Annotated in this window: 22 protein-coding genes; 4 read left to right on the forward strand and 18 right to left on the reverse strand. The window is 41.0% G+C overall.

Annotated elements, in window-relative coordinates:
• Positions 1-18 precede the first annotated feature (18 nt).
• The 6 genes from galU to NSS70_RS19295 form a co-directional block, all read right to left on the reverse strand.
• The gene (gene galU, locus NSS70_RS19270) at positions 19-903 is read right to left on the reverse strand and encodes a UTP--glucose-1-phosphate uridylyltransferase GalU (protein WP_340882586.1); all 885 of its coding nucleotides are present in this window, start codon (positions 901-903) and stop codon (positions 19-21) included.
• Positions 904-1,540: 637 nt separating this feature from the next.
• Positions 1,541-2,305 (reverse strand): tyrosine-protein phosphatase, encoded by a 765-nt coding sequence (locus NSS70_RS19275; RefSeq protein ID WP_340789248.1) that lies wholly within the window; start codon positions 2,303-2,305, stop codon positions 1,541-1,543.
• Between the two features lie 95 nt (positions 2,306-2,400).
• Positions 2,401-3,099: a CpsD/CapB family tyrosine-protein kinase gene (locus NSS70_RS19280; RefSeq protein WP_340788934.1), complete on the reverse strand. Its 699-nt coding sequence runs from the start codon at positions 3,097-3,099 to the stop codon at positions 2,401-2,403.
• On the reverse strand, positions 3,089-3,835 hold the full coding sequence (locus NSS70_RS19285) for a YveK family protein (RefSeq protein WP_066248041.1): 747 nt from the start codon (positions 3,833-3,835) through the stop codon (positions 3,089-3,091). The genes NSS70_RS19280 and NSS70_RS19285 overlap by 11 nt, the downstream gene beginning before the upstream one ends.
• Before the next feature lie 163 nt (positions 3,836-3,998).
• Positions 3,999-4,133 (reverse strand): hypothetical protein, encoded by a 135-nt coding sequence (locus NSS70_RS19290; RefSeq protein WP_339197976.1) that lies wholly within the window; start codon positions 4,131-4,133, stop codon positions 3,999-4,001.
• 346 nt (positions 4,134-4,479) lie between these two features.
• Positions 4,480-4,623 carry a hypothetical protein gene (locus tag NSS70_RS19295; RefSeq protein WP_186439282.1) on the reverse strand — a complete coding sequence of 48 codons (144 nt, stop codon included), beginning with the start codon at positions 4,621-4,623 and terminating at the stop codon, positions 4,480-4,482.
• Positions 4,624-4,800: 177 nt separating this feature from the next.
• On the opposite strand from NSS70_RS19295, the gene NSS70_RS19300 reads away from it, so the two are divergent.
• Together NSS70_RS19300 and NSS70_RS19305 are read left to right on the forward strand one after the other, a co-directional pair.
• Positions 4,801-6,414: an SWIM zinc finger family protein gene (locus NSS70_RS19300; RefSeq protein ID WP_339197978.1), complete on the forward strand. Its 1,614-nt coding sequence runs from the start codon at positions 4,801-4,803 to the stop codon at positions 6,412-6,414.
• Between the two features lie 48 nt (positions 6,415-6,462).
• Complete coding sequence (locus NSS70_RS19305; RefSeq protein WP_340882346.1) at positions 6,463-9,210, forward strand: DEAD/DEAH box helicase; 2,748 nt, start codon at positions 6,463-6,465, stop codon at positions 9,208-9,210.
• An 817-nt stretch (positions 9,211-10,027) separates the two neighbouring features.
• Here the strand turns inward: NSS70_RS19305 and NSS70_RS19310 are convergent.
• Together NSS70_RS19310 and NSS70_RS19315 are read right to left on the reverse strand one after the other, a co-directional pair.
• Positions 10,028-10,411 carry a single-stranded DNA-binding protein gene (locus NSS70_RS19310; RefSeq protein ID WP_311066645.1) on the reverse strand — a complete coding sequence of 128 codons (384 nt, stop codon included), beginning with the start codon at positions 10,409-10,411 and terminating at the stop codon, positions 10,028-10,030.
• Between the two features lie 147 nt (positions 10,412-10,558).
• Positions 10,559-10,954, reverse strand: a complete 396-nt coding sequence (locus NSS70_RS19315; protein ID WP_117017298.1) for a hypothetical protein — start codon at positions 10,952-10,954, stop codon at positions 10,559-10,561.
• A gap of 260 nt (positions 10,955-11,214) precedes the next feature.
• On the opposite strand from NSS70_RS19315, the gene NSS70_RS19320 reads away from it, so the two are divergent.
• Entirely contained in the window at positions 11,215-11,616 is a 402-nt protein-coding gene (locus NSS70_RS19320) for a helix-turn-helix domain-containing protein (RefSeq protein ID WP_066248034.1), read from the forward strand.
• 73 nt (positions 11,617-11,689) lie between these two features.
• Positions 11,690-12,148: a YwpF-like family protein gene (locus NSS70_RS19325; protein WP_063388992.1), complete on the forward strand. Its 459-nt coding sequence runs from the start codon at positions 11,690-11,692 to the stop codon at positions 12,146-12,148.
• Positions 12,149-12,334: 186 nt separating this feature from the next.
• Here NSS70_RS19325 and NSS70_RS19330 read toward each other — a convergent pair whose 3' ends face one another.
• The 10 genes from NSS70_RS19330 to pxpB all read right to left on the reverse strand — a co-directional run bounded on the left by NSS70_RS19330 (position 12,335) and on the right by pxpB (position 20,596).
• Positions 12,335-12,607: a hypothetical protein gene (locus tag NSS70_RS19330; protein WP_339210635.1), complete on the reverse strand. Its 273-nt coding sequence runs from the start codon at positions 12,605-12,607 to the stop codon at positions 12,335-12,337.
• 478 nt (positions 12,608-13,085) lie between these two features.
• Positions 13,086-13,508: a 3-hydroxyacyl-ACP dehydratase FabZ gene (fabZ, locus tag NSS70_RS19335; RefSeq protein ID WP_094244697.1), complete on the reverse strand. Its 423-nt coding sequence runs from the start codon at positions 13,506-13,508 to the stop codon at positions 13,086-13,088.
• A gap of 199 nt (positions 13,509-13,707) precedes the next feature.
• A complete protein-coding gene (locus NSS70_RS19340; protein WP_335642839.1) occupies positions 13,708-13,977 on the reverse strand; it encodes a DNA-directed RNA polymerase subunit beta in 270 nt (89 codons plus the stop codon).
• 186 nt (positions 13,978-14,163) lie between these two features.
• Positions 14,164-14,994, reverse strand: coding sequence for a flagellar hook-basal body protein (locus tag NSS70_RS19345; protein WP_311066649.1), 831 nt, complete (start codon positions 14,992-14,994; stop codon positions 14,164-14,166).
• 16 nt (positions 14,995-15,010) lie between these two features.
• Positions 15,011-15,829, reverse strand: a complete 819-nt coding sequence (locus NSS70_RS19350; protein WP_063388997.1) for a flagellar hook-basal body protein — start codon at positions 15,827-15,829, stop codon at positions 15,011-15,013.
• 289 nt (positions 15,830-16,118) lie between these two features.
• Entirely contained in the window at positions 16,119-17,120 is a 1,002-nt protein-coding gene (locus NSS70_RS19355) for a rod shape-determining protein (RefSeq protein WP_063388998.1), read from the reverse strand.
• A gap of 144 nt (positions 17,121-17,264) precedes the next feature.
• Complete coding sequence (spoIIID, locus tag NSS70_RS19360; RefSeq protein WP_063388999.1) at positions 17,265-17,540, reverse strand: sporulation transcriptional regulator SpoIIID; 276 nt, start codon at positions 17,538-17,540, stop codon at positions 17,265-17,267.
• A 599-nt stretch (positions 17,541-18,139) separates the two neighbouring features.
• Positions 18,140-19,099 carry a 5-oxoprolinase subunit C family protein gene (locus tag NSS70_RS19365; protein ID WP_063389001.1) on the reverse strand — a complete coding sequence of 320 codons (960 nt, stop codon included), beginning with the start codon at positions 19,097-19,099 and terminating at the stop codon, positions 18,140-18,142.
• Positions 19,077-19,865, reverse strand: a complete 789-nt coding sequence (locus tag NSS70_RS19370) for a LamB/YcsF family protein (protein WP_339197994.1) — start codon at positions 19,863-19,865, stop codon at positions 19,077-19,079. The genes NSS70_RS19365 and NSS70_RS19370 overlap by 23 nt, the downstream gene beginning before the upstream one ends.
• Positions 19,862-20,596 (reverse strand): 5-oxoprolinase subunit PxpB, encoded by a 735-nt coding sequence (gene pxpB, locus NSS70_RS19375; RefSeq protein WP_339197996.1) that lies wholly within the window; start codon positions 20,594-20,596, stop codon positions 19,862-19,864. Before pxpB ends, NSS70_RS19370 begins: the two co-directional genes overlap by 4 nt.
• Positions 20,597-20,773 lie beyond the last annotated feature (177 nt).

The raw sequence follows: 20,773 nt of genomic DNA on the forward strand, positions 1-20,773 counted from the left end.
ACAACTCCCCGTCCCCCTTTATTTCTCTTCTACTTTCATATCGCTTAATATTTTCTCCATGAATTGAATAAGATCTTCTCTTAACTCCTGATACTGCAATGCAAATTCAATAGTCGTCTGTATAAAACCTATTTTTTCCCCAACATCATATCGTTTTCCTTCGAAGTTGTAGGCGAAGACACGTTGGATTTCATTTAGTTTTTGGATGGCGTCTGTTAGCTGGATTTCGCCGCCGGCTCCGATTTTTTGTTCTTCCAAAAACAGAAAAATTTCAGGCGTTAGTATGTACCGACCCATAATGGCGAGATTGGATGGCGCGGTTCCTTTTGCCGGTTTTTCGACGAAGTTTTTGACTTCGTATCGGCGGCCCGTTTGTTCGAGCGGCTCGATGATGCCGTAGCGGTGTGTTTCTTCTTCAGGAACAGGCTGTACGCCGATGATCGATGCTCCCGTTTTTCCATATTCGTCCATCAGCTGTTTTAAGCAAGGCTTGTCCGCCTGCACGATGTCATCTCCAAGAAGCACCGCAAACGGTTCGTCGCCGATAAATTTCCGAGCGCACCAGACGGCATGTCCAAGCCCTTTCGGTTCTTTTTGCCGTATGTAATGAATATCTACTTTGGAAGATTGGCGCACTTTTTCCAAGAGATCAAATTTTTCTTTTTCAACTAAATTTTGTTCGAGCTCAAAGTTGTTGTCAAAATGGTCTTCGATCGCTCTTTTCCCTTTTCCGGTGACGATGATGATGTCTTCAATGCCAGATTCGATCGCTTCTTCTACTATGTATTGAATCGTCGGTTTATCAACGATCGGCAGCATTTCTTTCGGCATCGCTTTCGTTGCGGGCAAAAATCTTGTTCCGAGCCCCGCAGCTGGTATGATGGCTTTCCTCACTTTTTTCAATATACTCACTCACTTCCCTTTGTACTTTTTGTTTATACGGACCTACGTATAATCTATTCATCAATAGAGCATACGTAGATACATATCGGTTTTGAAAAAAATAACCACTTGATGTCGTCCCCAGTGGTTTTCCAGTTTACTTCTTAGTTTTAACATTTTTTGCTAAAATACACCATCCATAGCTCTCCCTAGTTCAGTAATTGTTTTGCTTTCTATTCTGTATGTTTTTCAGGCATCTCATTTATGATCAAAGCTTAATATCTTTTTGAGCAAGTTTTTATCAAAAAATTTTTTCTTATGTATTACGATGCTTCATTCCTCGACGTTTTCTATTTTTTGCACTTGTTTCACATTTATCATCATGAATTAGTATTATCCTTCTTTAATACAGATCAAAGGATACTTTGCAGGTGTTGGTTCATTTTGGCACCCACCAATGAATTTCTTTTGTTGATAAACCGGGCATCTAACCCGCCCTCACACCGCACCATCGACGACTAGCGTCTAAGGTGTCCTTTTGGAAGCACCCACAGTGCGGCCGAGTGCCTCTATTGATAAAGGTAAAGAGACATCACCTTTTTAAGGCATCTTTTATTTCACAAAACAATCTGTCAAATAGCCAGTCATATATTGTAATTTAGAAAATTCCAAAAAACTTCTTTTTTTTGATGCGCTCGGGCGGTTCTTTGTAAATCGCTTCGTTTCGAATGACGCAGTCGGCGTTTTCTTTGAAATATTCGACCGCATCTATGCCAAATTGTTCTTCCACTTCCGCAAAAGCTTCCTGCATGTGAAAGCTCCTATACTTCAAATCGTGCGCATCTGAAGCAATAAAATGAACAAGATTGGAATTTAGCAACTCGAAAGAAAATTTTTTAATTTTGCTGCCAAACGTTCCCGTAAGGCTTGCTGCTGTCAGCTGGGCTGCCGCTCCCTGCTTTACAAGCTTATACAAAAGGTCGGGATTTTGCGCAATTTCGCTGTTTCTCTCTGGATGGGCAATGATCGGATTCAGCCCGGCCATCATCATATCAAATATCAACCGTTCCGCATATCTTGGCACATGGTTTGAAGGAAACTCAATTAAAATATAGTTTGACTGATTTAAACCGCCGCAGTTCCCAGCCGAAAAGTCTTCAAGCAGTTCCCCGTACAGCCGGATCTCTTGGCCGGGAACAACTGTAAGCGGAATTCCTTCCTGTTTCAATGTTTCATTCAATTTTTCTGTCTTTTCTTTAACGAAGCTCCATTCATTGTCAAACTTCCCGTTTTTATGGTGCGGTGTAGCGGTAATGACCGAAATCCCTTGACGGACAGCCGCTCGCGCCATTTCGATACTTTCAGTCAAATGCTTCGCTCCATCGTCCACTTCCGGCAATATATGACAGTGCAGATCAATCATCATACGACACCATCCTTCAAATCACGGAAAAAAATCAGATATTCTCATTTTAAACAAGTAGACTGTTTTTTTCAAAGAAAAATAGGAAAAAATACCTAGTTTTTCCCGCCGTAATAATAGTAATAATGGCTGTCTTTCTGCGGCTTGCCGTTTAATACAACTCCTAACAGCTTGCTTTTTGCCGACAACAATGATTCTTTTCCTTTTAACGCTGCTTCTCTCTCCGTTTTTCCGCTTGCCACCACCATGATCGACGCATCGACTTGATTAGCCAAAATTTGCGCATCCGCTACCGCTAAAAGAGGCGGAGAATCAATAATCACAATGTCGTACTGATCATAAGCTTCTTTGAGCAGCTCCACCATGCTTCTCGATGACAAAAGCTCGGCTGGATTCGGAGGAATAGGTCCACTTGTTAAAACGTCCAAATGATCAACTTCACTTACCGACACAGCTTCCTGCAAAGTCGCATTTTTCAACAACACACTTGTCAATCCGTGAATGTTTTGCAGCCGGAATGTATAATGAACTGTCGGTTTGCGCAAATCGGCGTCAATTAACAGCACCTGCTTCCCTTGCTGAGCAAACACAACAGCCAAGTTTGCCGCCGTTGTCGACTTCCCTTCTCCAGGGCCAGTTGATGTAATCATGATTGAACGAATTTCATGGTCCACAGACGAAAATTGAATGTTTGTCCGAATCGTCCGGTATTGTTCAGAGATCGGCGATTTCGGGTTGAGCGCCGTGATCAATGTGCGCTGTTTTTGCTTCATTCCTTTCGCTCTAGGCGCCATACGTCTCACCCCTGACTCTCGATTTTTTGACCGCTTGATTCATTGTCGAACTGTTCATTTCATTATCCATTTCAGAAATTGCCCCAAGCACAGGAAGCTCCAAAAGCTTCTCAATATCCTGCTCTGTCTTTACCGTGTTGTCAAGATACTCAAGCAAAAACGCAAGTCCAACGCCGGCCATCAATCCGACAACAAACGCAATCGCCATATTTAAGACAGGCTTCGGCTTGACAGGAGAAGCATTTTCTTTCACTTCCGCTTTCGACAAAATGTTGACGTTGTCAACGTTCATAATATTTTTAATTTCCTTTTGGAAAACGCTCGCGATCGTGTTGGCAATATTTGCTGCATGATTCGGATCAGGATCTTGAACGGAAATGTTGACGACCTGCGAGTCCTTTTCGCTTCCGACCGTAATTTTTTCATTTAATTCATCGACCGTCTCGTTTAAACCCAGCTCTTCAATCACCAGCTCCAAAATTCTTGGACTTTTAATAATGACATTGTATGTATTAATGAGCTGCAAATTCGTTTGAATTTCGTTGTATTGAAAAGCGGCTTGGTCATCCTTCGTTTGGTTGACTAAAATTTGGGTGGAAGCTTGATAAATCGGAGTAATAAAAAAATAGCTGACAATGCCGCTTGCCGCCGTTGCAATCGCCGTAATGAGAATAATTAAGCTGATCCGTTTTTTCAATGTATCCAATATCTCTTTTAAACTAATTGTTTCTTCCATGTTTACCTCCGTTGCAAAATATGTCATTACCTATCAATTTATTATAATATTAAATTCTTCCAACATCTAGTTGATTCGACAATTTTTATAGAGAATTTTGTCCTTTTTCAGAAAAAAGCGTAAGGAGGCGAATCGTTTCAATTCACCTCCTTACACTTTCTTCCTACATCGTATTCAGCAAAATTGCGGCAGCCGCCCCAATGGCAACAGCAATAACCGGAAAAGCGATATAAAGGCACATTTTTTTGATTTTTCTTCTTGCTTCGATTTCTTCCGGCGTCAACCATTGACCTTTCAACCCTTCACCCTCCCCCGAACACACTTTTCTTGGCTGATATATCAAAATTCTTACTAAATAATATGGAAGTAAGACTACAATACCCATATCGGTCAGCCGCCTTATGATGTTTACAGGAAAAAAGGCTTATTTTTAGTTCGGGGGAGATAGAACAATCAAACGTTCCCTAGCTTTTAAAACATGCAGAATGAAAGGAGATGTCAGATAAGTCACTTAAAATAAATCAAGTAGAGAAAACAAACCGTTTTTCTCTACTTGATTTCGTATATTTCTATTTTTGCTTGAAAGTATCTGGCGGATGCCTGCTACTTTCAGTATGATGTGGGATAATCCCACAATCCCACAGCTATGATACATACACCTTTTTAATCTCGTGTTCAAGCTGTTTTAATAATTCTTTCGTAGTGACATGTTCGTTTGTTTCACCTTGCTTATACGCATTAAGGAGAATTTTCAGAAATTCGTCCTGGATCTTCTTTGTCTCTTTCATTCTGAAAAATTTCCTTTCTTCAAATTTTTACAAAATTAAACAGCAAGATATGACAATTATACTAACATCAAATCAAAGTTGCAATAGTTTACTAGACAAGAATAGTGTTCGATTTCGCATTTTGCGCTATAATCGTAAGGAACGTGTTGCTATAAACGACAAAGGAGCGGACTTCTCATGCCTTCCCATATTTTCGATAAACAATTAGTGCTTCATTGTTCAGAACAAGTGATAAACATGCTTTCCCCTGAAACAGAGGAACAACGTGAATGGATGAAAAAAGGGTTTCTTTTATATAGACAAGGAAACGTGTTTAATGTCAAGCAAGAAGGAATATTTATTACGGCGGCAGTTGAGGACGTAAAGCGCGCATATGTCAAGCTTGATTTGGAATATTTCCAGCTGTCAAGCTGCTCCTGTTCTAATGAGTTTCCATGCCGTCATCTCATTGCTGTTTTTTTATATATTTATGCATTAACAGACGATCTCGGTGACTTTTTTAACAAGTGGAAAGAAAAACCGAATAAAAAGCTGGCCGTGTTGAAGGAGGAAGGCTTGATTCAAAAAGGAATGAAGCCGAGTGAACAACCGGCCGACGATTGGGCGGAGCTTTTTAAAGGCGAACTGGACAATGTTGAAACACTCTTCGGTACACAAAGAATTTATGCGATTTGGTATAAAGTGTATCCTCTTCTGAAAAAGAAGGAGCCTAAAAACCGAGGGTTAAAACCTCTCTACCATATCATGCTGGCAAGTAGTCTGCTTGTTGAAATTTGCCGCTTTTGCCATCAAAACGAAACAAATACAAATTCGCCAGCTCTTTTCCAATACGCTGCTCAAGTGATAGAAGAATTGCAGCTTGAGATCATTGAACATGTAAAGCAAATAAAAACAACGCCTTTACCTTTTTCCGCTGATCCCATTTTACATGACATGAGGGATCACATCCGCGAGCTTTTGTTTTGCGGCAAAGCTTTTCTCTATGAGCGAGTCGTTATTTACCGGATCATCTGGGAGTATTTACTGAACCGAAAAAAGTGGATGGAAGAAGAGCGGACGATGCTTGAACATCGAAAAGATGATGAAATGAAAAAAGGCGGTTTGTTCATTCTTGAATGCGAACTCGCTATTTTCCATTTTGATTTTTTGGACAAAAACGATGACCGCATCATCCATTATTTGAACGAAACTGAGCTTCCACTTTTGCCGTTATTGTTTGATTGGATTATATCGATGAATAAAAGAAAAGAATTTAAACGGTTCCGAAAATGGGTTCCGGTAATTCTTGATCAAGCCAATTTGTATATTCAAGTAGAATATTTTTACGATCGACAAGAAACGATATATTATTTATTAAATGAGTTTGAACATTACCGTGCTCAAGTTGGGGATGACGAGACGTTCGAACACGCTTGCCGAAAGCTTCTTCCGTACAGCTATGCAGTTTATCATGAATATTTAATAGAAAAAGGCCTGTTTCATACATGGGCGGAGCTTCAGCTTTCGATCGGTTTCTCTCTAGATGATGTAGAGAGCCGGCTTCTTACTGTCATTGAAAAAAAAGCACCCGGTGTGCTGCTTCCCCTATTGCATCAAGAAATTGCCGGCAAAATCGCTGCAAAAAACCGATCAAGCTACAAAGACGCTGTGAAATATTTAAAAAGGCTGAAACGCGTTTATAAAAAAATGGGCGATATGGACACTTGGGAACACTATTTTCAGCATATTACGAGCGAGTATAAACGCCTTCGCGCTTTTCAAGAGGAGCTCGTAAAAGGAAAATTGATGTAATACACAGCTTAAATATCAAAAGTATTCAACAGAAAAGGAAGTGGGGACATGTTCACCACAACTAGTCTTGTGATTTGTGCTGAGAAAATCGGAGATCATCAATACAGCATTTGGTGTACAGATGAAGCTGGCACCTTTCTTTCGCTTAAGCAATGGCAGCAATACGCATTTATTTGGCATACTTCTTCCTTTTATGGCACCGATTTGCGTGTATCAGACAATTGTATTCTGCTTTCGCCGTGGCAGGCGGTCGAATTTTTTGCCAAACGACCTGTCAACTCTTTGCTCAATATTTCCTTTTCCAGCGATCTTGACCAGACATCGCAAACAGCTGAACTGATTTTTCAGCTTGTTCAGACCGGTAACTTCATGCCTGACTATTCATCTTGGCAAAAAGGAAAGCTGGGCTGGAAGCCGAAGGATAACACGGTTAAGGAAATTGATCTTCCATGGTTTTCCGCTGCCGTTTCTGACCTTTTGGAAAGAAGCGCAGGAGCGAAACGTGCTTGGGATCAGCTTGTCGAAACATATCCTTTGCTTACATCGTTTGAAGGGCATTTTCTTGATGAACAGGACTGGCTTGAGAAAATAGGCTGGCGATTAAACGATCAGCCGTTTCAAATCGGCTTTCGTTTAAATGAACCTGAACAGGATGGCGGCATTTGGAGACTGGAAATGTTTTTGCGTGATCAAACAGACAAAGATTCTTTGCTTTTATACAAGGGGAAAAGCTCGCTGCCGGCTAAATGGCGGAAATATACGGACACAATTGAGCGTGAACAGCAGCGATTTTCTACAATCGTCCCATGGCTTGCATTTGAAAATGGAGAAGCTCTATTAAACGAACAAGAAGCGTGGCGTTTTTTATTTGAAGCAAGCGAAACATTCATCAATTCAGGCGTCGAGATTCTCCTGCCATCTTGGTGGCAGGCGGTGAAGCAATCGAGCTTGGCATTAAAAGCGCAAGTGAATACCGTCCCGAAAGGAAGATCGTTTGTCGGGATGAATTCCCTCATCGACTTTAATTGGCGGATCGCAACAAACGGCGTGGAGCTGACCGAAGAAGAATTTGAACAGCTGGTTGAGCAAAAACGGCGGCTCGTCAACATACGGGGAAAATGGATCATGCTTGATCCGTCAATGATCGAACAGATGAAAAAAATGCTGAAGCGTGCAGAAAAAGAGGGCCTCCACATTTTTGATATTTTAGAGCAGGAATTTGGGCGAAATCGCGAAGAGGGAGACGAGCTAGATCGCCCATTTGCTGGGATTGAAATCAAATTAAACAGCACACTAAAAAAAATGGTGAAGCAGCTGGGGGAGCTTTCGGAAATCCCTTCCGTAAGCATGCCGAAGCATTTCGCCGGCACCCTCAGACCTTATCAAAAACAAGGCGTGGATTGGCTGTTGTTTTTACGCCGCTTCGGTTTTGGCGCATGTTTGGCAGATGATATGGGGCTCGGGAAAACAGTACAAATGATCGCTTATTTTCAATATGTGAAAGAACGGGAGAAGCCGGAAACGCCCGCACTGATCATCGTGCCGACATCCGTGCTTGGCAACTGGCAAAAAGAAATAGAAAAATTCGCACCTCAATTAAACGTTTATTTACATTACGGCCAAAACCGGAAAAAAGGCGAAGCGTTTCAAAAAAAGGTGCTGGGCTCCGATATTGTTTTGACATCATACGGCTTGAGCCACGTAGATTTTGACGAACTTTCTTCCGTTCATTGGACCAGCCTCTGCATCGATGAAGCGCAAAATATTAAAAACGCCCATACGAAACAATCGCGATCTATCCGGAAATTGAACAGCCATCAGCGCATTGCGCTGACAGGAACACCGATTGAAAACCGTCTAACAGAGCTTTGGGCCATTTTTGATTTTATCAATAAAGGGCTTTTAGGAAGCCTTCACCAATTTCAGAAGCAATATGTGCTTCCGATCGAAAAAGGGGAAAAACCGGACAAAATTCAAAAACTGCGCAGCATGATCAGGCCGTTTCTGCTTCGAAGAACAAAACGCGATGAGCATGTTGCCCTGAATTTACCGGAAAAACAAGAACAAAAGGAGTACGTGCCGCTCACCGTCGAGCAGGCATCATTATATGAACAGCTTGTCAAAGACACATTTGATGAAGTTATGAAAGCGGACGGCTTCGAGCGGAAAGCGCTCATTTTAAAAATGCTGGGCAAGCTGAAACAAATTTGCAATCACCCCGCTCTTTATTTGAAGGAAGAGGCTTCTTCTCCTCTTCAAGGCCGGTCTCATAAAATCGATAAGCTGCTCGAATTAGTTGAAGCTATTTTGGATCAAGACGAAAGCTGTTTAATTTTTACCCAGTACATTCAAATGGGAAAAATGCTGCAAAACTTGCTTGAAAAAACATTTAAAATAGACGTTTTATTTTTGCACGGAAGCTTATCCAAAACAGAAAGGGACAAGCTCGTCGAGAAGTTCCAAAGAGGAGACAGCCGCTTATTTATTTTGTCGCTGAAAGCCGGAGGCACAGGATTAAATTTGACAGCCGCCAATCACGTCATCCATTTTGACCGTTGGTGGAACCCGGCCGTTGAAAACCAGGCAACCGACCGCGCCTACCGCATCGGCCAAAAGCGGTTTGTCCACGTGCATAAACTGATTACTACCGGCACAATTGAAGAGAAAATCGACGACATGATCGAGAAAAAACAAGCATTAAACGAAGAGCTGATCCAAAGCGACAACTGGATCACCGAACTTTCCACAGAAGAATTGAAGGACTTAATTGCACTCAGAAATGAAGAAAGACGATAAAGCGTGTCTGCATCGATCGAAAACGACTGAGGAATAAAAAAAGACGATAAAGTGTTAAAATGTAAAGCTTTTTAAAAAGTGACTATGTCTACTTTAGCGACTTCTTTTGTCAAAGTTTGAAAGCAAAGGGATTATTCCATTCTTAAGCTGTTAAAAAAGGAGGGAATCTTCTTGGCAAAAAAAGATTCTAAAACGGAAACACATGCCCCGGAATGGGAAAAACTTTATGAAGAATTAATAAAAGCTGCAAATAAATAAGAACTCTTTTAACCACTCTTTTTGGGAGTGAGGAGCGGAGTCTATACACCACAAAAAAAGATCTTGGAGTCTTATCAATTTTAATGAGGCTGAGGCAAAGACCGGAAGTTGGAAGCAGTCTCGACGAAACAGCATAAATACATTAAAAGGAAGCCAAGAATGGAGCGGTTGAAGCTTTTATAAAATGAAGCATCATTTTCATCTCTAAAAAATTTGAACAAAATGGATCAAAACGTCATTTCTAAAAAACGGCTGTTACCTTTCATTAGCTGATAATTCCTTTCCTCTCAACAAAACAGCCAGCCTCAAAAAAACGGCTGGCCAAAGGTTGAGGGAGCTTTTAGGGGATGCCTTGTGATTTTTTCTTTTCACTGGAAGGAAAAAAGCGGACGACTTAGCTAACGGAAGTCCATTTTCGATTTGTGTCAAAAGGTGGACTTTCTTCTCATAAGATTGATTTACGTTTCTTCTGCGGAATCAAAAGCAAACTTACTTTACATCAAACATGCCTTATTTTGCTGAGGACGAAAGGATTGTTTTTCCTCTAAAGTCAGACTTACTATGCCTCAGACTGTTCAGGTGCGGATTCCGGATCGAAAAGCTCTCTTGCCCGTATTCTTTGCGGCGGAGTGCCCATAAATCGAACGGAATCCGCAACAACTTCTGTTACGTACACTTTTTTGCCCTCGCTGTTTTCATAGTTTCGCGTTTGAATTCTTCCGATTACGCCAACGATCGATCCTTTCCGGCAGTAATTTGCAGTATTTTCAGCTGTTCGTCTCCAAAGTGTACAATGAACAAAATCTGTGTCGATTTCCCCTGCCGCATTGCGAAAGTTGCGGCTCACAGCCAGCGTAATATTGGCAACAGGAGCCCCTTCACTTGTATAGCGGATTTCAGGATCTTTCGTTAATCGACCGACGAGCGTCACATGGTTGATCACATCATCCCTCCCTTCTCGTAATGTGCACCCTTATTGTAGCTGAAGTTAAAAAAATAGAAAAATGTCTATTTTTAGATTTTTCCGCCTTTAACGACGTTGATTTTCTCATTTTCCTATAGCTATTTTTCGAAAATAAACAACGATTTATTAATTTTCGCGATTTTTCATATTTTTTGTCGCAATGAAGGAAAAATGATTCGACCCATAGATGTGTATGTTCTGCAAGAGCTTTGAGAAGATTGGAGAAGATTTCATTTGCTCATCGATGATTTCTTCTTTATAGCGAAGAGTTGTGTGGTCGTATGTAAACAATTGAACATAAAACTGCTTTTCTTGCATCCCAAACATTACCCGCAATATTGACAATTTATCCTCCATTTGAAAATATACATCAATTACCGCATCGCTCGGGATTTGAAAATAATGATAGCTAAGCTCATTTTCGGAAAAATCGCCAATCCTCAACATCATGAATTCCTTATTTCTAGTTCTATTTTCATGACCGCGGATAATATGAATTTTTTTGAGTTTATATTTCGTCATCAAATCCCCCCTTAGGCCTTTTTAAAAAAGTATAATCCTTAATGTCAAAATTATCTATATTTACGAAATATTTGTAATATATGTATTTTAGTTCATTTTTCCTATAAAATGTCGAAAATTCTCCTTATCTCTTGTATTTTCTTCATTTTTCAATTTCGTTCTAATACTGAACGTTTATTTTATTGATCTTATTACGATCTGACGATGCCTTCTTTTTCCTTTACCATATTTTTTAATGGTATGGAAAAGTTGGTGGAATCGTGAACGCACAGCAAAAATTTCAAATGAATATGAAATTTTTCCGAAAAGAAAAAGGATGGACTCAGAAACAGCTGGCCGAAAAATTGAATATGACAAGATCAGTAATCAGCAAATTGGAAACTGGAGTGCAGCAGCCTAGTCTGGAGCAGCTTGTTTCGATTAGTGAAGCACTCGAAATCAGCATTGATCATCTAGTTGGTCAAGGCGGTACCCCGAGCATGTTGGCAGAAGTGCTTGAACCGTATCGGTCAGAAAAACATTTGGAGGAAGTAATTGACTTTTTAATAAAACATCCCAATTTATACGATGCGATTAAAAAATTAGCGAAAACAAATCATAATCAACAGCAATTATCCCAGTATGTTGCTACGATGATTCATGAACTGTTGAAAATAGAGTAAAGGCTGACTTTTGTCAAGCCTTTTTTATTTTATGTTATAATAAAGCATAAACTCTAGTTGGGGGCCTTGAACCATGAAAACCTTTAAGCTTGTCGAATTGAAAGTTGAGAGGAAAGATCAGGAAAACCGCATCGAAAATTTACCTCTTGCTGATGGGCTGATCATTAATAAAGAGGACGGCGAAAATTCGTGGTTAATTGAGGCGCTTCTTTCTAAACAGTTTCGTCCTTATTTTGAACACCATTTGCAAAATAATGATGAACTCAAGCTTTTAGCCACGATTACTAAAAAAAATAACAGACCCGCTCATATCATTGCAAAAATTCGTTCGATCACTATGTTAAAGGATCATATTTCTGTCCTTTTTGACGGCAGAATCTATAATAACCGAACTTCCAAGCAGGAAGCAGAAATGGTCCTCAGAGAATTAATTTCAAAAGGTCTATCCGGACAAGAGCTGCTGGAGGCATTTAGTAAAACAATCCATAAAATCCATGATCCAAAAACTAAATGCCGATTTAAAAAAAATTGAATAGTCCTCCATGAAAAAGGATAGTCATGCGTATTTAATGAGAAAGCCAGCAAAAATCCTTGGACCAGATTTGCCTAGATGAAACCGCAGATGCTTCACATCTAATCAATTTTAACTTAAATCAGTTATGAGACACCTCATTTAACTCTTAAAAATAAAATAGAAGGCACGAACGGCCTTCTTCAATTATTGATTTTCTTGTTCTTCGTTGTTTTCGTCGTTATTATCGTCGTTATTATCGTCGGCAGTATCATCTTGATTGTTATCAGCACCTTCTTCATCATCCGGTGGCAATTCTTCATCTAAAGTATTCCCGTTATTGTCTTCATCTGTTGGACCTGTATTTTCTTCTGTATCGTTATTATTGTCCGGAGGGACCTCATCATTCGTATTGCACCCTGTCACCACCATCAACGCCATTAGCATGCTAAATAACATGTACATCCATTTCTTTTTCATATGATTGCTCCTTTCTTATTGTTATACGTTCTTAACATGCCCAAGTATTTTTAACACATTCAACAAATTTTTCTAAAACACAGATTGAATTTTTCAACCTTCAGTATATGATGACATAGATTGAAGAAAGGATAAGAAGAAATATTCGTAAAAGAACGATTTCGAAAATAAACTTTTGCAATCCAACATTTTCATATCCAAATGTAAGAGAAAACACTTTAGAAGGGCTCATAATCGGGGAAAAACAAACGAAAGCCATATTTTCAACATCAGAAGAAATAAAAAATGAAGATATAGAGATGAATACACCGTACTGGAGCACATCGAAAATTTTGGGAGAGAATACAGAAAGAAGATCTTTTAAGATGCAAGTACATTCAAATTGAGGTCAATACAACAGACTTCTTGAACTTATGAAAAAAGCGGCTGTCTAATGTGCTTATTTAATAAAAAACAGATGCCATTATAAGGCACCCGTTTATTTCACAGCAAATGTTAATTCAGCTTCACAAGCGATTTCGTCATCAACCTTTGCAATTCCTTTTGCTTTTCCGATCGGACCCCGCTGTGCGATCATTTCCACTTCCAGTTTTAGTTGATCCCCGGGGCGTACTTGTCTTTTAAAACGGCATTTATCAATGCCAGCAAAAAGAGGGAGCTTCCCTTTATATTCTTCTTTTTTCATCATGGCAACGCCGCCTACTTGAGCCAGTGCTTCAACGATCAAAACGCCTGGCATAACCGGATAATCCGGATAATGTCCGTTAAAAAACGGTTCATTAATTGTGACATTTTTGATGCCGACCGCCCGCTTGCCTTCCTCTAATTCAACAACTCGATCGACTAGCAAAAACGGATATCGATGTGGTATGATCTCTTTTATTTGCTGAATATCCAACATGAAGATGCCTCCTTAAGGATTAAAACGATAGTCTGTTTCCGCAGCTTTTTATGGCTCTAATAAACGATTTATGCCCCATTTTTTCGTCTCCCGATCTCCGGCATGTGAGCAATGCATCAGCTCGTTTCTTAGAACCAGTCTTGCAGAAGATCTTAACAAGGAGGAAAATTCCCCCAGCCTTTCATCAAGTATATTAGAATTACGCGTCCTTTTCAACAAGATCTATGATGTGCTGCCATGTAGACGGTTTAAGTGCATCTAGTGGACGTCCGTCCCCCAACACTCCATATCCGATTATCGCACCGATGGCCATGCTGATGACCATTCCAAAAACAAGTAAAATGAGACGAAGCCAAATTGGAATAAGCCGGACTCGTGTGCGCGTTTTTCTCTTGACTCCGTCCTCTTTTTTCGCTTTTTTCCGTTCTTCCCTTGTTAAAATATCAACTTTTTCCTGAGCAGCCATCATAAAAACTCCCTTAAAAAAATAACAAGTTTTAAAAAGCTGATACAGCAGCTTCTTTTAAGGTCAAAGATCAAAAAGACCTATTTCTATATTCACGGTGAACTACCCCGTTTAAGGCTAGAGGTAAAACTTGTTAAATTGCATTTTGCCGATTTTCAACTGTTCAACACAATTGCAGAAATCGCCCTATTACCTCACGGTGTTGATTAGTCCAAGCATTTGATCGCCGATCGTAATTGACCGGGCATTTAATTGGTAGGAGCGTTGTGCGATCATTAAGTCTGTAATTTCTTGAGTCAGGTCGACATTTGAGCTTTCTAGAGCCCCTTGCCGCATGCCGATTTCCGTCCGCAAATCCCCTTCCAAATTCGTCAGCACATCTGTGATGGGCACGTTTCCTAATTGCTGTAAGCCGTATATATTATTGCCGAGTGAAATCATCATGCTCGGACGATCTACTCTGACAACTCCAAGATTAACCGTTTGCGGCAGTTCTCCTTCATTCCGTGACGCTGCTGTAAGCGTCCCGTTTGCAGAAATGACAATCTCGCGAATATCTCCGTCCAAGTAAATCGGATTTTGATTTTCATCAAGCACGCGGTAGCCGTCTTTCGTCACAAGCATAAGGCGGTTCGTACCATCGTTTGCAGGAGATAAATAAAGAGCACCGTCTCTTGTATACCGGACCTCGCCGTCTACTTCCACTTGTAAAAACTGATCCTTGTGTAAAAGCGCAACATCTAGCTCTCTGCCTGTCGTTTTAATAGCGCCTTGATGAAAGACAAGCTGTTTATCCAGTCTGGCGCCGACGCCAAGACGAAGGCCGTAATCAGTCAATCTGCCTGTTTCTTTTTGAAGATCCGGCTGATTGTTCAGCTCTTGTCTCATCAATTCGTGAAAGGTTGTGCTCGTTTTTTTATAACCGTTTGTATCGATATTCGCTAAGTTATGACCGATTGCATCCAATTGCTGCTGTAACTGATTCATCGTATTAGTCGCTGTAATCATTGAGCGGAGCATTTACAACACCTCTTTGTCAGCCGATGCGGCCGATTTCATTGACTGCTTTGTCCATACTTCTGTCATATGCTTGCAGCACCTTCTGATTTGCTTCAAAAGAACGATAGGCTGTCAGCATATCCGTATAAGCCCTTGCAACATCAACGTTGGAACGTTCAATATATCCTTGGCGCAGCACATATTGCACATTGCCGTTTCCAATTGCACTTGGCAGCTCTGTTCCGTCAGCCGTTCGAAACAAGCCGTTCCCTTCATTGACAAGATTGCGGACATCATCTTCAAACCGAATGTCGATCGTTTGACCTGTGTATTGTCCGTTTTCCAGAACTTCTCCTTCAGGCGTAATAGTAAAATCGTTTCCTTCAATAATAATCGGCGTTCCGGCTACAGACAGGACAGGGTTTCCTGCCATTGTCAGGCGGCCTTGCTCATCAATCGTAAAGTGGCCGTTTCTCGTATATTTCACTTCACCATTTCCCGTTTCAACAGCAAAAAAGAGAGTGCCTTTTAAATTCGTTTCTTCATGAATTGGAACTGCTTCTTCTACTAAAGCTACATCAGTCGGCAAATCAGTTGCACGGATATCCCCTTGGGTAAATAGTGGAATCAATTCTTGCATATAAACGCCTGTATTGACAGATCCAACTTCCGAAATATTTGTCACACCGTTTTTTGTTTCAATTCTTGACAAAAGCATTTCCGGAAAAGCCCGTATTGCAGCCCGGTCAGATTTATATCCCGGCGTGTTAGCGTTGGCTATATTGTTTGAAAGCATTTCCGCATGGCGCTGCTGTGTGAGCATTCCTGCTGCAGCTGTATAGAATCCTCGAAGCATGATTTTTCACCCCATCCAACAAATCCGACATGTTCTCCTAATTTTATATTATAAAGGACTTTTCGATGATTCTCATTACAATTTTTTTATTATCTTATAGGTAAAAGATCACAATTTTCTGATAGGTCTTTTATCTTCCGTCTCCTTTCCAAACTGTTCATAAAGATAAATATCATTTGGATGTTGGGAGCTGAATGGGTATGTAAAAGCAAGAATTGGTCTTTCAGATTTGAAAGTAAAAAAATCGGCGTAAAAACCGATTTCTAAAAAACTTATTGCTACGATTTTGTTATATAAACTTTCTTTTTGGCAGTTTGTCCATGTTTTCAAGCATGATTCCTGTTCCGACAGCAACGCAGTGCAGCGGATCATCCGCTATGGTAACCGGAACCTTCAGCTCTTCAGACAAGAGCAGATCAAGCCCATGCAGGAGTGCTCCGCCGCCTGTTAAAATAACACCGCGGTCAATGATGTCTGCAGACAGCTCAGGAGGTGTGCGCTCCAACACATTTTTAGCTGCTTGAATAATGGCTTCGACAGGTTCTTTTAATGCTTGCTCGATTTCTTTCGACCTAATAGTGATCGTCCGAGGCAGTCCTGTGACCATATCACGACCCCGAATATCGATTTCTTCGTCGCGTGCACCTGGAAATACTGTTGCCGCTTTCACTTTAATATCTTCTGCAGTTCGTTCACCGATCAGAAGCTTATACTCCCGTTTAATATAATTTAAAATTTCAAGATCAAATTTGTCTCCAGCCACTTTCAAGGACGAGGCGGTAACGATATCACCCATGGATAGTACAGCTATGTCCGTCGTCCCGCCGCCAATATCCACCACCATGTTTCCACTCGGCTGGAAAATCTCCATCCCAGCGCCAATTGCAGCTACTTTTGGTTCTTCCTCTAAAAAGACTTGCTTGCCGCCGCATTTTTCAGCTGCCTCTCGGATCGCTTTCCGCTCCACTGAAGTAATGTTTGTCGGGCAGCAAATTAAAATCCGCGGCTTTGATATAATGCCTTTGACATTTAACTTATTCAAAAAATGTTTGAGCATTGTTTCTGTAATATCAAAATCTGCGATGACACCATCCTTCAGCGGGCGTATGGCAACAATATTGCCAGGTGTACGGCCAACCATACGTCTCGCTTCCTCGCCAACCGCTAACACCTTTCCGTTGTTGCGGTCAAGTGCCACAACAGAAGGCTCATTTAACACAATGCCTCTGCCCTTTACATGAATCAGCACATTTGCTGTTCCTAGGTCGATTCCTACATCTTTTGAAAACATATTACTATGATCCTCCCTTGCCAATCATCATCTCTCCAACTAATATCCTAATTTCTTATTGTATCATATAATTGCATAAAAAGTATGATTTTGTAAAAAAAGACAAGATTTTCGGAGAGTTTTGTCGGTTGGCGTCGAGAATCATCATCGTTTTATCGGTTCTTTTTGCTGTTCTTCTTTTTTATATTTTAATTTTGTTGCTTCTCCGCCACGAAGATGGCGAATCGATTTATGATAATCTAGTATTTTCTTTACTTCGTTTGCTAAATCAGGATTTATCTCCGGCAGCCTTTCCGTTAAATCTTTATGGACGGTACTCTTGGAAACGCCAAACTCTTTCGCGATTACACGAACAGTTTTTTTCGTCTCCACGATATACTTTCCAATCTTGATTGTGCGTTCTTTGATGTAATCGTGCACACCACTCGACCTCCCTAATGTGGATGTGAGAAGTGTGAAATGAGATTCGCATGCACAGTGTATACAGCTATATACATGATGTAGAATCTAAAGTTGCCATTTTTGCTGTATTGATCATCTATCTCCACGATCCCTCACCTCAAACACTCTCTTGTTAGGTTTGTAACATTTTATTAGCTTGGGTGAAGATATATTCTTGAAAAGTCAAGAAGGACAAGGGATTTATGAAAATTTATTTTCCACTTAAAGTCGAGGGCATGTTTCGACACTTTTCATTGATTAGTTTTTCGACGATATGCGCCAATCATTTTCCGGGAAATATGTATAATTCCAGTGAAAAAAAGAAAACATCTGCTCCTTTTTGGAACAGATGTCGAGAAATGGAGAATGGTTTGATTGTTATGACAAAACAGAAAAACATTTTTGATGAGCTCTTCGGCAATGTGGACAAGTTCTCTCTTGCTTTTTTATGTTCCTAAAATATTTGACTTGTTCAGGCTTTTATTAGCGCAGATTACTGAAATTGTTCAGACCTTATAGGGTCGTATTTAATAAAATTTCGTTCAATGATCATACATGTTCACTTTCCAAACTTTCGTTTATTCATCATATATGCCAGCTCCGACTGATATTTGGCGCATGATGCGCATCTGCTCAAAATAAAGCTTTTGAGCCTCTTGAACGGAAACCGGCTGAAAGCGAATCTTTGCCCCTGGCACCGCTTGAGCAACGTACATCAAATCCACTGTAATGACTGTTCCGATTCTCGTATATCCGCCCGTTGTTTGCCGATCAGCCATTAAAATGATCGGCTGTCCGTCAGCAGGTATTTGAATTCCGCCAAGGGGAGCAGCTTCCGACAAAATGTCGGCAGGCTTTCTATGAGAAATTTTCGGCCCTTTCAGCCGATAGCCCATTCTGTCCGATTGCGGTGTGACTTCATATACAGAAGAAAAGAAAGTATCGATTCCTTCTTTTGTAAACGCCTCTTCATGTGGACCCGGGACAATGCGAATGGTCATGTGCTTTTCGTATTTCGGGATAAGGGAAGGGGATAACATTCGGCCAATCGTGCTTGTTTTTACAGCATCTGAACCCATGATTACATCCCCTTTTTGAAGGGCTCTTCCATTTAATCCTCCTATTCCCGCTTTTAAGTACGTTGATTTGCTCCCCATGACCTTAGGGACGTTAATTCCGCCTGCGATTGCGATATAGGCTCTCGCTCCGCTTTTTAAACCGGTAAAAGAAAGTTGATCTCCCTTTTTCAGCAGCACGCTTTTCCATAACGGAGCGTCTTTCCCATTGATTTTTGCCGCTAGATCGCCTCCGCATATCGCAATCACAATATCACGGACGGCCCTTAAGGAAGGACCTGCGATTGTTGCTTCCAGCACCGCTTCATCTTTTCGGTTGCCGACTAAAAGATTTGCGATTTGCATGGAAAACGAATCCATAGCGCCGGCAACAACAACTCCGTATTGCTGATAGCCCGTTCTTCCTAAATCTTGAACAGTCGTTAACAAACCAGGCTTTTCAACTAACAATATTTCTTTCATCTTTTTTCGCTCCCGGATTGACAATACGAATATTTTCTTCTTCCAGTCTGCTTTTTAAAACTTCAGCGAATGCTAATGCCTTCGGACCGTCGCCATGGATGCAGATTGTATCAGCTTGAATGGGGATGTCTTGCCCGTTGATTGCCGCTACTTTTCCCTCCTTCACCATACGGAGAACTCTTTCTACCGCTTCCTCTGGATCGTGTATGATTGCATTTTTTTCTGATCTTGAAGTTAATGTTCCGTCAGGCTGATACGTTCTGTCGGCAAAGACTTCATGCGCGACCGTAAGCCCGATCTTTTCCCCCGCACGGCAAAGGACGCCTCCTGAGAGTCCATATAGTATAAGCGACTCGTCAACATCTTTTACTGCTTGAGCAATCGCCTCCGCTAACGCCTTGTCTTTTTCAGCCATATTGTATAGAGCACCGTGGGGCTTCACATGGTTCAGCTTCATCCCTTTTGATGCCGCCACAGCCTGCAAAGCTCCAATTTGATAAACGACCATATTGTAGACTTCCTCAGGGGATACTTTCAATTCCCTTCGTCCGAATCCGGCTAAATCGTTCAACCCTGGATGAGCGCCTATCGCCACATCAAACTTTTTCGCAAGCTCTACCGTCCGCATCATGACATTATGGTCGCCGGCATGAAATCCACAAGCAATGTTGGCTGAAGAAATACAGCGAAGCAGTTCTTCATCATTGCCAATTTTAAAATGGCCGAAGCTTTCCCCTAAATCGCTGTTTAAGTCAACAGATATCATGTTTCTGCCGCCTCCTTTTTATATTTGACCACTTTATATGAACCCTTTTGCACCTGCTGTTCAATTTTTTCATATTCTCTTTCCGTAATGGGGACAAATCGGATGTAATCGCCGGCTTTTAGCAATGTTGGATCTTGTTTCTGCGGATCATACAATTTGACAGGCGTTCTCCCGATGATTTGCCAGCCTCCCGGTGTTTCCAAAGGATAAATCCCTGTTTGCTCCCCGGCAATTCCGATTGAACCGGCAGGAATTCTAGATCTGGGTGTCTTTTTCCTCGGCGCCGCAATTCTTTTGTCCATTCCGCCTAAATATGGAAAACCTGGAACAAACCCAATCATATAAATCAAATAATCGGAGGATGAATGAATCTTCACTACTTCTTCTTCCGACAATCCATTCGTTTCAGCAACAAACTGAATATCTGGCCCTGCCTCCTTGCCATATAATGTCGGAATTTCAATGACTATTGGATCCGGCACTGGCATGCTTTCTATCTTTTCTCCAATTTTTAAAAGCTTTTGAGAAAGTTCATCGTACGAAATAATATTTGGTCGATAAAAAACAGCAAGGGTGGTGTAAGCAGGAACCCATTCGACTATTCCTTCAATGCGGATTTGTTCCAGCCGATATACATATTGGCGGATTTGTTGATAAATTGCTTCGGAAATCTCCGTGCCGAATTGAATGATGATTCCTGTATCACCAAGCGGTTGAATCAAAAATTCCACCGTTTTCCACCCTCCTTTTGAAAAAGTGCTTTTACGCAGCAAAACACTTATTTTTGCAGCTTCTGTGTAAAGCTTGTCAATCCGGCCAAAACGACTGCTGCGGATGTTTTTTTCAGCACTGGTGGATTGCTGCTGTTAAGCAAGTTTTCCAGTCCACATAAACCGTTAATCGAAGCG

Origin of the sequence: Aeribacillus sp. FSL K6-2848, from assembly GCF_038004325.1 — a bacterium.
Taxonomy (GTDB): domain Bacteria; phylum Bacillota; class Bacilli; order Bacillales; family Aeribacillaceae; genus Aeribacillus; species Aeribacillus composti.

Coding starts and splice junctions, on each gene's coding strand:
- NSS70_RS19355 (WP_063388998.1), bottom strand. CDS start 17,120: ATGTTTTCAAAAGATGTAGGAATCGACCTAGGAACAGCAAATGTGCTG.
- NSS70_RS19305 (WP_340882346.1), top strand. CDS start 6,463: ATGTTCACCACAACTAGTCTTGTGATTTGTGCTGAGAAAATCGGAGAT.
- NSS70_RS19350 (WP_063388997.1), bottom strand. CDS start 15,829: ATGCTTCGAGGATTCTATACAGCTGCAGCAGGAATGCTCACACAGCAG.
- NSS70_RS19340 (WP_335642839.1), bottom strand. CDS start 13,977: ATGATGGCTGCTCAGGAAAAAGTTGATATTTTAACAAGGGAAGAACGG.
- NSS70_RS19295 (WP_186439282.1), bottom strand. CDS start 4,623: ATGAAAGAGACAAAGAAGATCCAGGACGAATTTCTGAAAATTCTCCTT.
- NSS70_RS19365 (WP_063389001.1), bottom strand. CDS start 19,099: ATGAAAGAAATATTGTTAGTTGAAAAGCCTGGTTTGTTAACGACTGTT.
- fabZ (WP_094244697.1), bottom strand. CDS start 13,508: ATGTTGGATATTCAGCAAATAAAAGAGATCATACCACATCGATATCCG.
- NSS70_RS19345 (WP_311066649.1), bottom strand. CDS start 14,994: ATGCTCCGCTCAATGATTACAGCGACTAATACGATGAATCAGTTACAG.
- NSS70_RS19280 (WP_340788934.1), bottom strand. CDS start 3,099: ATGGCGCCTAGAGCGAAAGGAATGAAGCAAAAACAGCGCACATTGATC.
- NSS70_RS19330 (WP_339210635.1), bottom strand. CDS start 12,607: ATGAAAAAGAAATGGATGTACATGTTATTTAGCATGCTAATGGCGTTG.
- NSS70_RS19315 (WP_117017298.1), bottom strand. CDS start 10,954: ATGACGAAATATAAACTCAAAAAAATTCATATTATCCGCGGTCATGAA.
- NSS70_RS19275 (WP_340789248.1), bottom strand. CDS start 2,305: ATGATTGATCTGCACTGTCATATATTGCCGGAAGTGGACGATGGAGCG.
- NSS70_RS19370 (WP_339197994.1), bottom strand. CDS start 19,865: ATGATATCTGTTGACTTAAACAGCGATTTAGGGGAAAGCTTCGGCCAT.
- NSS70_RS19285 (WP_066248041.1), bottom strand. CDS start 3,835: ATGGAAGAAACAATTAGTTTAAAAGAGATATTGGATACATTGAAAAAA.
- NSS70_RS19325 (WP_063388992.1), top strand. CDS start 11,690: ATGAAAACCTTTAAGCTTGTCGAATTGAAAGTTGAGAGGAAAGATCAG.
- NSS70_RS19300 (WP_339197978.1), top strand. CDS start 4,801: ATGCCTTCCCATATTTTCGATAAACAATTAGTGCTTCATTGTTCAGAA.